This is a genomic window from [Actinomadura] parvosata subsp. kistnae, assembly GCF_900323885.1.
Classification (GTDB): Bacteria; Actinomycetota; Actinomycetes; order Streptosporangiales; family Streptosporangiaceae; genus Nonomuraea; species Nonomuraea composti.
In genome coordinates this window covers 47,326-59,521 of record NZ_OOHJ01000021.1, presented here as the reverse complement: position 1 = coordinate 59,521, position 12,196 = coordinate 47,326, and the positions used below count along the sequence as shown (strand labels likewise).

General features: G+C 73.8%; 12 protein-coding genes and 1 pseudogene. 8 read left to right on the top strand and 5 right to left on the bottom strand.

The window, feature by feature from the left end; translation table 11 throughout:
• Positions 1-43 precede the first annotated feature (43 nt).
• Positions 44-805: a PASTA domain-containing protein gene (locus tag KIS93_RS42300; RefSeq protein ID WP_186404748.1), complete on the bottom strand. Its 762-nt coding sequence runs from the start codon at positions 803-805 to the stop codon at positions 44-46.
• A gap of 308 nt (positions 806-1,113) precedes the next feature.
• Here KIS93_RS42300 and KIS93_RS42295 point away from each other — a divergent pair, with 308 nt between their 5' ends.
• The 3 genes from KIS93_RS42295 to KIS93_RS42285 all read left to right on the top strand — a co-directional run bounded on the left by KIS93_RS42295 (position 1,114) and on the right by KIS93_RS42285 (position 2,936).
• A complete protein-coding gene (locus KIS93_RS42295) occupies positions 1,114-1,641 on the top strand; it encodes a DUF1062 domain-containing protein (RefSeq protein WP_230466123.1) in 528 nt (175 codons plus the stop codon).
• A 77-nt stretch (positions 1,642-1,718) separates the two neighbouring features.
• Complete coding sequence (locus KIS93_RS42290) at positions 1,719-2,423, top strand: TetR/AcrR family transcriptional regulator (RefSeq protein WP_230466122.1); 705 nt, start codon at positions 1,719-1,721, stop codon at positions 2,421-2,423.
• Positions 2,424-2,465: 42 nt separating this feature from the next.
• Positions 2,466-2,936, top strand: coding sequence for a hypothetical protein (locus tag KIS93_RS42285; protein WP_155126962.1), 471 nt, complete (start codon positions 2,466-2,468; stop codon positions 2,934-2,936).
• A gap of 6 nt (positions 2,937-2,942) precedes the next feature.
• On the opposite strand, the gene KIS93_RS42280 is transcribed toward KIS93_RS42285, so the two are convergent.
• From KIS93_RS42280 to KIS93_RS42270, 3 genes are all read right to left on the bottom strand, one after another.
• On the bottom strand, positions 2,943-3,209 hold the full coding sequence (locus KIS93_RS42280) for a hypothetical protein (RefSeq protein ID WP_080038295.1): 267 nt from the start codon (positions 3,207-3,209) through the stop codon (positions 2,943-2,945).
• A gap of 65 nt (positions 3,210-3,274) precedes the next feature.
• Positions 3,275-4,393: an alkene reductase gene (locus tag KIS93_RS42275; protein ID WP_080038294.1), complete on the bottom strand. Its 1,119-nt coding sequence runs from the start codon at positions 4,391-4,393 to the stop codon at positions 3,275-3,277.
• Positions 4,394-4,478: 85 nt separating this feature from the next.
• Entirely contained in the window at positions 4,479-5,099 is a 621-nt protein-coding gene (locus KIS93_RS42270; protein WP_080038293.1) for a TetR/AcrR family transcriptional regulator, read from the bottom strand.
• A gap of 70 nt (positions 5,100-5,169) precedes the next feature.
• Between KIS93_RS42270 and KIS93_RS42265 the strand changes: the two genes are divergently transcribed.
• The 5 genes and pseudogenes from KIS93_RS42265 to KIS93_RS42250 all read left to right on the top strand — a co-directional run bounded on the left by KIS93_RS42265 (position 5,170) and on the right by KIS93_RS42250 (position 11,537).
• Positions 5,170-6,063 carry an NADP-dependent oxidoreductase gene (locus KIS93_RS42265; protein ID WP_080038292.1) on the top strand — a complete coding sequence of 298 codons (894 nt, stop codon included), beginning with the start codon at positions 5,170-5,172 and terminating at the stop codon, positions 6,061-6,063.
• Positions 6,064-6,101: 38 nt separating this feature from the next.
• Positions 6,102-6,761, top strand: a pseudogene (locus KIS93_RS68450) (AfsR/SARP family transcriptional regulator); the annotation flags it as partial.
• A 200-nt stretch (positions 6,762-6,961) separates the two neighbouring features.
• Positions 6,962-9,565 (top strand): ATP-binding protein, encoded by a 2,604-nt coding sequence (locus KIS93_RS68445; RefSeq protein ID WP_335673924.1) that lies wholly within the window; start codon positions 6,962-6,964, stop codon positions 9,563-9,565.
• Between the two features lie 60 nt (positions 9,566-9,625).
• Positions 9,626-10,225 carry a helix-turn-helix domain-containing protein gene (locus KIS93_RS42255; protein ID WP_080038291.1) on the top strand — a complete coding sequence of 200 codons (600 nt, stop codon included), beginning with the start codon at positions 9,626-9,628 and terminating at the stop codon, positions 10,223-10,225.
• Positions 10,226-10,253: 28 nt separating this feature from the next.
• On the top strand, positions 10,254-11,537 hold the full coding sequence (locus KIS93_RS42250; protein ID WP_186404747.1) for an MFS transporter: 1,284 nt from the start codon (positions 10,254-10,256) through the stop codon (positions 11,535-11,537).
• On the opposite strand, the gene KIS93_RS42245 is transcribed toward KIS93_RS42250, so the two are convergent.
• Positions 11,470-12,168, bottom strand: a complete 699-nt coding sequence (locus KIS93_RS42245) for a TetR/AcrR family transcriptional regulator (protein WP_230466121.1) — start codon at positions 12,166-12,168, stop codon at positions 11,470-11,472. The two genes, KIS93_RS42250 and KIS93_RS42245, sit on opposite strands and share 68 nt — an antisense overlap.
• Positions 12,169-12,196 lie beyond the last annotated feature (28 nt).

The window sequence follows — 12,196 nt, the reverse complement described above, 5'->3', positions numbered from 1 at the left end:
CGGCATCGTAGCCATGCCCTTGCGGATCAGCCGGTCGCGAGCATCAGGGGAGCACGCAGGGCCGGCCCTGGGCGTCCACCCCGCTGGACTCCCTGAGGTTCACCGCCGAACCCCGCGCCACCGTCGTGCCGGCGCCGGGCGTGGAGAACAGCACGGTGCCGAACACGTCCTTGCAGGTGTTGTCGAACGTGACCGACCCGACGGCCAGCCCTGCCGCCACGATCGCCTGACGGGCGGAGGCGTCGTCGAAGCCCTGCACGTTCGGCACCGTGGTCAGGCCGCACTGGACGCGGAAGATCTCCCACGACTGGATCAGCGTCGCGTCGCTGTGGACGACGTCGGTGGTGCGGCCGCCGCCGCCGACGGCGGTCAGGTAGTGGCCGTCCACGGTCTGGATGGCGAACCCGTCGCCGCCCTGGCGGATCAGCGCGAACTTCTCCCATGCCTGCAGCAGGGTCGCGTCGGTGTGCACGACGTCGGTGGTCCGCCCGCCGCCGCCGACGGCGGTGAGGAAGTTGCCGGTCAGCGTCTTGATGCCGAAGTGCACGCCGTCGCCCGCGTCGACGACCGTGAACCGCTCCCAGGAGCGGGCCACGGTGGCGTTCGAGTGGATGACGTCGGTCGTGCGGCCGCCGCCGCCGACGGCCGTCAGGAAGTTCCCCGTGTTGAGCGTCTGGAAGGTGCAGGTGGTCGGGGTCGCGAACGGCAGCGCCAGCGCCGCCGACGCGGACCGCGCCGGCCCGGCCAGGCCGGCCACGGCCAGCGCCGTGCCCGCCATCAGGCCGAACACGCGTCTCAGGTTCATGGGCCTCTCCTCCTCCTGTGCGGCTCCCGCTTCGGGAGCCGTCGTCAGTTGGGGCGTTCCATCGGTGTTCCGGCGCGTGGAACGGGTCGGAGCGGCCTGGGGCGGGCGAAAAACGGCTGGCCTTCGCGACCGGCCCTCCCCTACGGTGACTTCGCACTCCCGAACGTGAGGACTCTCCCCCGCATGACCCCGCCTGCTCTTTAGACCTGACACCTTCTCCGCGCATCGGTCGCCGGCGTCGCCGCCGGCTCTGTTTCCGTGCCCTCTGTCAGGTCTTCAGAGAGATCATGTCTTCACATCCTCATACCGTGCTGCCCTGGGTCGTGCGGCGCACCCGCCTGCCCCTGCTCGCCCTGCGTTGCGTGACCTGCCCGTCCGAGCGGGCCACGGCCGGTGACGGCAGGTTCCGCGTCAACGCCAACGGCAAGCTGCTCGACGTCTGGCTCCTGGTCGACTGCGTGTCCTGCGGTCGTACCAGCAAGCTGACCGTCCATGACCGGGTCCACGTCCGTTCCCTGTCCCGCACCCTGCTGTCCGGCTACTCGGCCGACTCGCAGGCTTTCGTCGCCCGCGTCCTGCTCGACCCGTGGACCGCCCGCCGTAACCGGTTCGCCCTGGAGTGGGACGGCTGCTGGGAGCTCGTCGCCCCGCCTCCTCCCGAGGAGGTGTGGCCGCTGCATGTCACGGTCGTCTTCGACGACCCCGTGCCCGTCCGCCCTGAACGGCTCATCGGCCAGGGGCTGGGCATCAGCCGAAGGGAGATCGCCCGCCGCGTCAAGATCGACATCCCGCTGAACCGCCGGACGGCGCAGGACTTCTCGTTCGTCCTGCTGTGACCGGCCTCCCCGGTCACGCACCGCACCCGACCTTCACTGAACGGTGTGCAGCGTGCGAACGCTGTAGAGTGTGGGGCGTGACCGGGGAGATCATCAGCCGCCGTGCCCGGCTGCGCGCCGAGACCACCGCCGAGATCAAGGCGATCGCCCTCAAGCTCATGTCCGCCGGCGGCCCCGACGCGATCTCGCTGCGCGCCATCGCCCGCGAGATGGGCATGACGGCCGGCGCCATCTACAGCTACTTCCCCACCCGCGACGACCTGGTCACCACGTTGATCGGCGACGTCTACACCTCGGTCGTGGAGGCCGCCGAGGCCGCCCGCGACGCCGTGCCGGCCGACGATCCCGGCGGCCGCATCCTGGCCTGGGCGGAGGCCGTGCGCGCGTGGGCGCTGGCCGGGCCCGAGGGCTTCCGGCTGATCTACGGCGACCCGGTGCCCGGCTACCGGCCGCCCGCCGACGGCCCCGGCAAGGCCGCCGAGCTGCGCGCCTGCACCGGCCTGACCGGCCTGGTCGCCGCCGCCTGGCCGGCCGCCGAGCCGCTCCAGCGCACCGAGCGCACCTACACCTGGGACGACTTCGACCCCGGCCTGGTCGCGCACGTCCGCGAGCACTTCCCCGGCCTGCCGCCGGCCGCGCTGGCGCTGACCCTGCGTGTGTGGGGCCGCATGCACGGCCTCGTCGCCCTGGAGATCTACGGCCACCTGAGCCCGCTCGTCCACGACCCCGCGGCCGTCTACCGCGACGAGATCCGCGACCTCATCGCCTCCCTCGGCCTGTAAACGACTGGCCCGGCAGGCCGGTCATGCGTGATGCTGGGGCTCATGATCAGCATTCCGCCGCGTACGGCCACCGACGCGTACTTCGCCCGGACGGGCGGGTCGAGGCGGCTCGACGTCGTCTTCGACCTCGACCTCGGGGAGCTGGTGGACGGCCACCACGTGGTCGCCCGGGGCCTGGAGCTGTCGGGCGGCGAGGGGGTGCTGCACTACGAGCTCGTCCCGGGGCCGGCGCCGGACGAGGAGGAGCGCAAGGGGCCGTTCTTCTGGTACTGGATGTTGTCCACCGAGGACGACCTGGGCACCGACTACCGGGACGACAACGGCGGCGCCTTCGACCCGTCGGGCGGGCCGGCCGCGCACGGCGTTCGCGATCTGGGCGGGCCGGTCCCCGCGTCGGCCCGCCTGCTGAAGGTGGAGTTCACGCCCGCGGCCGGGTGGACGCCGCCGCGGCCGTGGTGCCGCCGCCTGGAGATCTCGCTCCCGGACGGCGGCGTGACCCAGAGCTGGGCCTGAGCGGGGTCAGTACTGCACCCACAGGTTGTAGAGGCCGGGCGCGGTCCAGTTGGTGGGGATGACGGTTTCGCAGTAGTACGAGCTCCAGGTGTGGTTGGCCTGGCCCTGGGCGCCGAACCACTGGCACTGGTCGGGCCAGCCGTAGCTGGCCTGCTTGACGTAGGCGGCGGAGGTGGCGGACGCGGCCTGGGAGGTGGCGGAGGCGGCCACGGCCGGGGAGGCGAGGAGGGCGGCCGCGGTCAGTGCGAGCGCGGCTAACGGACGCGACTTCATACAGGAAAGTTAACTAAAGATTTGAGCACGGGCAATGCCCATCCCGTCGCGTCCGCGAGGCGGTCTCAGACCGCGACCGGGTGGCGGCCGAGCACCGGGTAGTCGGTGTAGCCGAGCTCCCCGCCCCCGTACCAGTACTCCGGCCGCACCGGGTTGAGCGGCGCGCCGCGGCGGAACCGTTCGACGAGATCGGGGTTGGCCAGGAACGCCCGGCCCAGCGAGACCAGGTCGGCGCCCGCCGCGAGCAGCCGCTCCGCCTCCTGCCGGCCGCCGTCGGCGGGGAACGGCGCCGGCCAGGGCAACGCCGGGTTGGTGATCAGCACGGACGGCCACGCGCGGCGGATGCGGTGGAACAGCGGCTGCGCGGGGTCGGCGAACACGACGTGCAGGTAGGCCAGGCCCTTGCCGGCGAGCGCGCCGACGAGCTCGGGGTAGACGCGCTCGACGTCGTGCTCGCGCATGGCGTTCGCGGTGACGCCGGGCGCGATGCGCAACCCCACCCGCTCGGGGCCGATGGCGTCGGCCACGGCCTCCACCACCTCGACCGCGAAGCGGATGCGCCCGGTCGCCGAGCCGCCGTAGGCGTCGCCGCGCTGGTTGGTGACCCCGGACAGGAACTGGTGAATGAGGTAGCCGTTGCCGCCGTGCACCTCCACGCCCTCGAACCCGGCGTCCACGGCCCGACGGGCGGCGGCGGCGAAGTCGGCCACGGTGCCGCGGATCTCCCCGACGGTCATCGCGCGCGGCACGACCCCGGGCCTGGATCCGGCGGGGGTGTGGATCGGGTCGGGGAAGGCGACCGGGGAGGGTGCGAGCGGCGTCAGGCCGCTGGTCTCCGGGTGGCCGATCCGGCCGCCGTGCTGCAGCTGCAGGAACATCGTGCCGCCCGCCGCGCGCACCGCGCCGGTGACGCGCCGCCAGCCGGCCACATGCTCATCGCTGTAGATGGCGGGAATGTCGGGATAAGTCTGGCCGACCGCGTTCGGCGTGGTGGCCTCGGCGATGATCAGGCCGGCGGACGCGCGCTGCGCGTAGTACGTCGCCATGAGCGGCGTCGGGACGCCGTCGGCCGACGCGCGGTTGCGCGTCAGCGGCGCCATCACCAGCCGGTTGGGCAGGTGCAGGGGGCCGAGCCTGGCGGGCTCGAACAGGCGGGAGGTCAATGCCGCGCTCGACATGGTCATGCTCCGATCTCTCGACGTCCGGGGACAGTGACGACTGTGCTCCCGGGCGCTTCGGAGCGGCTGATGACCCGCTGATGACCGGCCCTCAGCCGGCTCCCGCCTCCGCCGGAACGGCTTCCCGCGCGGGCAGGGAACGGCCGGCGGCCGCCCACGCCGCCTCGATCATCGGGAAGACCTCGTCGAGCGCGGCCTCCGGCTCGGCCGCCTCGCGGGCCAGCGAGAACGCGTCGATCGCGAACCTCGCGACCGCCCGGCAGGCCGTAGTTTCCCCGGGCAGGCCGAGGTCGGCGGCGATGGCCGCCGCCAGCGAGCGCGCGTGCCGCGACCGCATCGACTCCTCGTACTGCCGCAGGGCCGGCGACTCGTCGATCATGCGCCAGATGGGGGCGGCGCCGTCGGCGGTGCAGTGGCGCACCAGGGCCTCGATCTCGCGGCGCAGCGCGGGGACGAGCGGCTCGTGCGGCGCGCGGCCGGTGACCGCCTGGGTGAGGCGGCGCTCGAAGTCCTCGTCCTGCTCGAACACCAGCGCCTCCTTGCTCGCGAAGTGGGCGAAGACCGTGGTGACGGCCACGTCGGCCGCGGCGGCGACCTCGCGGATGCCCACCGCGTCGTAACCGCGCTCCAGGAAGAGCCGCAGGGCGGTGTCGGCGATCTTCTGGCGGGTCGCGGCCTTCTTGCGCTCGCGGCGTCCGGACGGCTCGGTCATGATCCGATGCTACCAGATAGGAAAACGGAGATGTTTCAAAACACTAACCGTTAGTGCTACGGTCGGCGGCATGAAGAAAGTGAGCTTCGCCGAGTTCGGCGACCCGGACGTGTTGCACCTCGTGGACGCCGAGGAGCCCCATGCGGGCCCCGGCCGGATCCGCATCGCCGTACGGGCGGCGGGCGTGAACCCCGTCGACTGGAGGATCAGAGAAGGCCAGTTCCAGCAGGCCCGCCCGATCGAGCTGCCCGCCGGGGTCGGGCTCGACGCGGCCGGCGTGGTGGACGAGGTCGGGGAAGGCGTCGAAGGGGTCGCCGTGGGCGATCACGTGTTCGGCGAGGGCTCCGACACCTATGCCGAGTTCGCCGTGCTGTGGGCGTGGGCGCGGATGCCCGAAGGGCTGACGTTCGAGGAGGCGGCCGGGTACCCGTCCGTCGTGGAGACCGCGCTGCGCGTCATCGACCAGGTCGGCGTGCGGGCCGGGCAGACGCTGCTGGTCAGCGGCGCGTCCGGCGGCGTCGGCTCGGCGGTGCTGCAGATCGCCCGCGAACGCGGCATCACGGTCATCGGCACCGCCGGGCCCGCGAACCAGGACTACCTCCGTAGCCTCGGCGCCCTCGCCACCACCTACGGCGAGGGCTGGGTCGAGCGGGTGCGGCGGCTCGGCCGGGTCGACGCGGCCCTCGACCTGGCCGGCTCGGGCGTGATCCGCGAGCTGGTAGAGCTGACCGGGGACCCGGGGAAGGTCGTCTCCATCGCCGACCTCGGCGCGCCGGTGCTCGGGGTGCGGTTCTCCGGGGTGGCCGGGAGCATGCCGGACGCGCTCGCCGAGGCCGCCCGCCTCATCTCTGAGGGGAGGTTGCACATTCCGGTCGACCGGTCGTACACGCTTTCCGAGGCCGCGGCGGCGCACGTCGACAGCAAGGCCGGTCACACGCGCGGACGCCGGGTCATCGTCGTCTGAGCCACTCCCGAAGGGCGGGGGGAATCGGCCTGTGTACGGTGACCACTGTGCGATTCGCGGTGCTGGGGCCCCTCTTGGTGCAGGACGACGAAGGCCGGCCGGTCAAGATCGTCGAAGTCAAGGTCAGGGCCCTGCTCGCCGATCTCCTCGTCCACGACGGCCGGCCCGTCCCCACCGACCGCCTCATCGAGGACCTGTGGAACGGCCGGCCGCCCGGCAACCCCGCCAACGCCCTGCAAGCCAAGGTCTCCCAGCTGCGCCGGGCACTCGGGCGCGAGCGCGTCGCGTACCAGCCGCCCGGCTACCTCCTGCGCCTCGCCCCCGAGGACGAGGTGGACGCGCGCCGCTTCCTCGCGTTGGTGGCCCAGGCCCGCACCGCCGCCCCCGAGACGCGCGCCGCGCTCCTCACCGAGGCGCTGCAGCTCTGGCGCGGGGCCGCCTACGCCGACTTCGCCGACGAGGAGTTCACCCGCGCCGCCGCCCACCGCCTCACCGAGCAGCGCCTCGCCGTCGTCGAGGAGCACGCCGAGACGCGGCTGGCCGCGGGCGACCACCTGCTGCTCACCGGCGAGCTCGCCGACCTGGTCGCCCGCCACCCGTTGCGCGAACGGCTGCGCGCCATCCAGCTCCGGGCCCTCTACCTGGCCGGCCGCCAGAGCGAAGCGCTCGCCTCCTACACGGAGCTGCGGCGGCGCCTCGCGGACGAGCTCGGCGTGGACCCGAGCCCGGAGCTGAGCGCGCTCCACCAGGCGATCCTCCGCCAGGACCCGTCACTCGGCCTGGGCCCAAGTCCCGAAGGGCCACGCTCCCTCAACCCGCACGTGGTGCGCTCCCCCGATCCGAACGAGCCGCACTCCCTCAACCCGGGCGAGCCTCGCCCCAGCAACTTGAACGCACCGTGCCGCACCAACCCGAGCAGGCCGCGCTCCCCCAAGCGGGCCCGCACCAGGATCCGTCGCCCGGTGCTCCCCGCACCAACCTGCCCACGCAGCTCACGGCCCTCATCGGCCGCCGGCGTGCCCTGGAGGAGATCACCGCCCTCCTCGGCCGCAGCCGCCTGGTCACGCTCATCGGGCCGGGCGGGGTCGGCAAGACCCGCGTCGCCGTCGAGGCGGCGTCCCGCATCGCCGCCCAGGGCGGGACGGCGCCGAGCCGCGCCACCGAGACGCCGACCGCGCACGGTTTGGGCGCGCAGGAGCCGGCCACTCGAACGCCGGCCGCGGCGGTGCCGGGTTTCCCCGACGGGGTCTGGCTGATCGAGCTCGCCGATCACCACGGCAGCACCGACGACCTCGTCCAGGTGATCGCCGCCGTGCTCGGCATCACCGGCGCACCGATCTCCGGCGCCCCCACGAACCCCACCGACCGGCTCGCCACCGCCCTGCGCGAACGCCGGACGCTGCTCGTCCTCGACAACTGCGAGCACCTCATCGAGCAGGCCGCCGAGCTCGCGAACCTCCTCCTGCGCGCCGCCCCCGCGCTCAGCATCCTGGCCACCAGCCGCGAACCCCTCGGCCTGACCGGCGAAACCCTCTACCCGATCGACCCGCTCCAGCAGGCGGACGCGATCCGGCTGTTCACCGAGCGCGCCACCGCCTCCGCCCCGGCCTTCGCCCCCGGCCCCGACACCCTGGAGACGGTGGCCGACATCTGCCGCCGCCTCGACGGCATCCCCCTCGCCCTGGAGCTGGCGGCCACCCGCGTACGGAGCCTCGGGGTCAAGGAACTGGCCGCCCGGCTGGAGAACCGGTTCCGGCTCCTCACCACCGGCCGGCGCGGCGCCCCGGCCCGGCAGCAGACCCTGCGCGCGGTGATCGACTGGAGCTGGAACCTGCTCACCCACCAGGAGCAGGTCGTGCTGCGCCGCCTGGCCGTGCCGGCGGGCGGCTGCACCCTGGACGCGGCCGAGGCCGTCTGCGCCGGGCCCGACGTGCCGGCCGAAGAGGTGCTGGACCTGGTCACCCGCCTGGTCGACCGGTCCCTGGTCGTGATGACCGAGACCCCGGCCGGGCCGCGCTACCGGCTGCTGGAGTCGATCGCCGCGTACGCGATGGAACGCCTGCGCGAGACGGAGGACCTGACCGTCCTGCGCGAGCGCCACCTGCGCCACTACCTCGCTCTCGCCGAGCGGGCCGACCCCCACCTGCGCGGCCCCGACCAGCAAGCCTGGCTCGACCGGCTGGACGCGGAGGCCGCCAACTTCCGCGCGGCCCTCCAGCCCACCACCCACCCCGACCCCACCGCCGGAACCGAGGCCGACCCCCGCTCCGACGCCGCCCCCAACACCTCACCCGCTGCCAGCGCCCGAGCCGAGGCCATTGCCCGGCTGGCTACGGCCCTCACCTGGTGGTGGCTGCTGCGCGGCCGGCTCACCGAAGGCCATCAGGCCCTGTCGGCGACGCTCGCGCAGGCCCCGCACTCGGCCGAGCTCCGCCTGCTGCAGGGCGCGTTCACGCTGCTGACCGGCGACCGCTCCGACCCGCGGCCGGCGCCCTCCCCCGGCACGGATGCCGACCCGGCCCGCCACGGCCGGATGCTCTGGCTCTACGCCTACGGCCTCTTCCACGCGGGCCTCCCCGACGTCAGCGAGCAGGTCAACACGCAGGCCCAGCGCCTGCTGGCCGCCGACGCGTGGGGCACCGCCGCCGTGCTCGCCCTGCGCGCGATGAACGCCCTGAGCCGCGGCGACCTCGACGCCGTCGCCCGCAACACCCTGCACGCCGCCACGCTCTTCCACGAGCTCGGCGACCGCTGGGGCGAGCTGCAGACCACGTCACCCCTGTCCACGCTGGCGGAGATCAAGGGCGACTACGCGGAGGCGACCCGCCGCCAGAGCGAGGGGTTGCACCTGGCGCAGGAGCTGGGCCTGACGGCGGAGGTCGCGGCCCGCCGTTCCGGGCTCGGCCGGCTGGCGCTGCTGTCGCACGACTGGGAACGCGCCCGCGACCTGCACGAGCAGGCCCGCCGCCTGGCCGCGGAGCAGGGCTACGTGTACGGCCAGGTGCACGCCATCATGGGCCTCGCCCTCGGCTTCCGCCGCTCCGGCGACCTCGACGCCGCGGCGACGTACCTGGCCCAGTTGCGTGACGACTTCGCCTCCTCGCCGGCGGGCGAGCACCTGCTCCACGTCGAGCTGGGCTTCACCGCCGAGCTGCGCGGCGACGCCGCCCGGGCGGCCGCCCTCCAGCTGCACGGCCTGGAGGTGGCCTGCTCGATCGGCGAGCCCCGCGCCGTGGCCCTGTCCCTCGAAGGTTCGGCAGGGGCGGCACTGGCCGGGGGCGCGGGCCGGGCGGAGGTCGCGACCCTGCTGCTCGGCGCGGCGGACGCGGCCCGGCGCAGCGTCGGCGCGCCGCTGCCGCCCGCCGAACGCGGTGACGTCGACCGCATCACGTCCGCGTCCAGAGCCGTCCTGGGCGAGGCGGCGCATGCCGAGGCGTTCCTGCGCGGCACGAACCTGACCTGGCAGGAGGCCGCGGCGCTGGCCCGCGCGACCCTCGCCTGAGAAGTCATCATTCCAAAGGTTTCCTTGACATCTGGTCGTAGCCGTCCCAGGATTCCAAGCATGTCTTTGGAATCCTGGAGGGAGCGGCCACGCCGCGTGCTCGACGATCCGGCCGCCATGCGGGCGTTCGCGCATCCCGTCCGCCTGGCGCTGCACGAGCTGCTGATGCGGGCCGGCGCCACCACCGCCGCGGACGCCGCCCGCGAGGTCGGCATCAGCCAGGCGCTGGCCTCCTACCACCTGCGGCAACTCGCCAAGTACGGCTTCGTGGAGCAGGCCGAGGCGCGCGACGAGCGGGAACGGCCGTGGCGGGCGACGTCCCTGACCCAGGAGTGGTCCGACACTGAGCAGACCCCTGAAGCGTCGGCCGCCCGCGGGCTGCTGGAGCAGGTCATCGCCGAGCGGGCGCTGTCGCGGCTGGCCGAATGGCAGGAGCGCCGCAGGGACGAGCCGGACGCGTGGCGGCAGGCCGGGGGGATCGGCAGCTCCTATCTCTACGTCACGCCCGACGAGCTGGCCGCGTTCGATCAAGCGTTCAACCGGTTGCTGGAGCCGCTGATGGCGCGCATCGCCGACCCGTCCGAGCGGCCGGAGGGGGCCCGGCCCGTGCTGCTGACCACCCTCCTGGTCCCGCTCCCCGCCACCGGCACCGGCGACTGAGCCGGGGGTGGCCATGAACGCCGCGGCAATGCCCACCGATGAAGGGATCCGGGGCCTCCTCGGAAGGAACCGGGACTACCGGCGGCTCCTCACGGCCGGGCTGATCTCGCAGACCGGTGACTGGGTCATCAGCACCGGCCTGGCCTATCACGTCTATGTCCTCACCGGGTCCACGCTGTCCAGCGCCACCATGTTGCTGGCCGCCCGGTTACCCGACGTCCTGCTCGGCTCCCTCGCGGGCGTGCTCGCCGACCGGTGGGACCGCCGCAGGCTGCTGGCCGTCACGGACGTGCTGCTCGCGCTAGGATTGCTGCCTCTCCTGGCGGTACGGGAACCGGGCCAGGTGTGGATCGTCTACGTCGTCGCCTTGTGGACGGGCGTGCTCAGCACCGTGCTGTTCCCCGCCCAGAAGGCCCTCGTGCCGCAGATCGTGGCCGCCTCGCAGCTCGTCCGGGCCAACGCGTTGCACGGGCAGAGCGGCCAGGCCGCCAGGCTGCTGGGGGCGCTGGCGGGCGGGGTCGCGGTCGGCGCGGGCGGGCTGGCCGCGGTCGTCTGGATCGGCGTGGCCGGTTTCCTGGTCTCCGCGCTCCTGCTGGCCCGCCTGCGGACGCCCTCCCGGCGCGCCCCGGCCGCGACGACGATGGGCGGGGCATGGGTGGCCGGGCTGCGGCTGGCCAGAGGGAACCGCGACGTGCGCCTGCTGGTGACGTACATGGTGATCACAGGGCTGGGCGAGGGGGTCTTCGCGACGCTCGCGGCGCCGTTCGTCGCCCAGGTGCTCGGCGGAACGGGGGACGCGTACGGGCTGTTCCTGTCGGCGCAGGCGGTCGGCGGGATCGCCGGCGGTCTGGCGCTCGCCGCCCGCCCGGGGAAGGCCGGGCCGCGAGCGCTGTTCGGATGGGGGACGGTCGTCTTCGGCCTGGCCGACCTGGCGCTGTTCACCTACCCGCTCCTGACGCGGGAGCTGTGGCCGGCCATCGTGCTGATCGCCCTGGCCGGGCTGCCGGCCGCGGCGGCGATGGCGGGGCTCACGACGTTCGCCCAGACGGCCACCGGCGCCGACCGGCTGGGCGCGGTCTTCGGGCTCCTCATGAGCGCGCAGGCGGCCACGTCCCTGCTCGGGATGGCGCTGGCGGGCGTGCTCGGCGAGCGGCTCGGCATCGTCCCGACGCTCTGCCTGCACGCCGCCGGGCTGATGGCGGCGGGGCTGCTCGTCGTGGTGAGAGCAGGCGGGCGACGTCCGCCTACGCCGGAGGCTTCTGGGACAGCACCTGGAAGCGGGCCAGGAGGATCGCGAGCAGTTCGTCGATGATCTGCTCCCGGCCGGCGTCCACCCAGCCCACGGCCCAGTCGTGCATGAGCCCGTTGACCGCCCCGATGAACGCGGCCGCGGCCACCCGGTAGTCCCCGGGCGGGATCTCGCCGCGTTCGGCGGCGGCCTCGGCCTGGCGGCACAGGAAGTCGATCCAGCGGGCGCGGCGGTCGAGCCGCTGGCGGTCGAGGCGCGGGCTGACGCCGATGATCTCGACGAAGGCGATCCGGGTGTGGCGGGGGTCGGCGGTGGCTCCGGCGGCGTAGGCGCGGAACAGGGTGGAGTAGCGCTCGACCGGCTCCAGCTCCTGCGCCTTGCGCAGCACGGCGAGCACGGCCCGCTCGGCGGTGTCGTTGACGTACAGGTGCAGCTCGGCCAGTAGGTCCTCCAGGGTGCGGAACTCCTCGTAGAACTGGCGGGTGGACAGCCCGGCGGCCCGGCACACATCGACGATCTTGGTGTCGCGATAGCCGGGGCCGCCGCCGAACAGCTCCAGGCCCGCCTCCATCAGGCGTCTGCGGCGCTCGGCCTGGCGCTCGCTCGCCGTCCTGCCCGCGTACCGGCCCGCCGCCGGCGTGATCCTGCCCGCCACCGTGTCCTCCGCTGAGGTGTCACGGAAAGTTTCTCGCATCGGGTCTTGTGGCGGGCGCCACACGTGC

Coding starts and splice junctions, on each gene's coding strand:
- KIS93_RS42300 (WP_186404748.1), bottom strand. CDS start 805: ATGAACCTGAGACGCGTGTTCGGCCTGATGGCGGGCACGGCGCTGGCC.
- KIS93_RS42285 (WP_155126962.1), top strand. CDS start 2,466: ATGATCAGCATTCCGCCGCGTACGGCCACCGACGCGTACTTCGCCCGG.
- KIS93_RS42280 (WP_080038295.1), bottom strand. CDS start 3,209: ATGAAGTCGCGTCCGTTAGCCGCGCTCGCACTGACCGCGGCCGCCCTC.
- KIS93_RS42275 (WP_080038294.1), bottom strand. CDS start 4,393: ATGACCATGTCGAGCGCGGCATTGACCTCCCGCCTGTTCGAGCCCGCC.
- KIS93_RS42270 (WP_080038293.1), bottom strand. CDS start 5,099: ATGACCGAGCCGTCCGGACGCCGCGAGCGCAAGAAGGCCGCGACCCGC.
- KIS93_RS42265 (WP_080038292.1), top strand. CDS start 5,170: ATGAAGAAAGTGAGCTTCGCCGAGTTCGGCGACCCGGACGTGTTGCAC.
- KIS93_RS42255 (WP_080038291.1), top strand. CDS start 9,626: ATGTCTTTGGAATCCTGGAGGGAGCGGCCACGCCGCGTGCTCGACGAT.
- KIS93_RS42250 (WP_186404747.1), top strand. CDS start 10,254: ATGCCCACCGATGAAGGGATCCGGGGCCTCCTCGGAAGGAACCGGGAC.
- KIS93_RS42245 (WP_230466121.1), bottom strand. CDS start 12,168: ATGCGAGAAACTTTCCGTGACACCTCAGCGGAGGACACGGTGGCGGGC.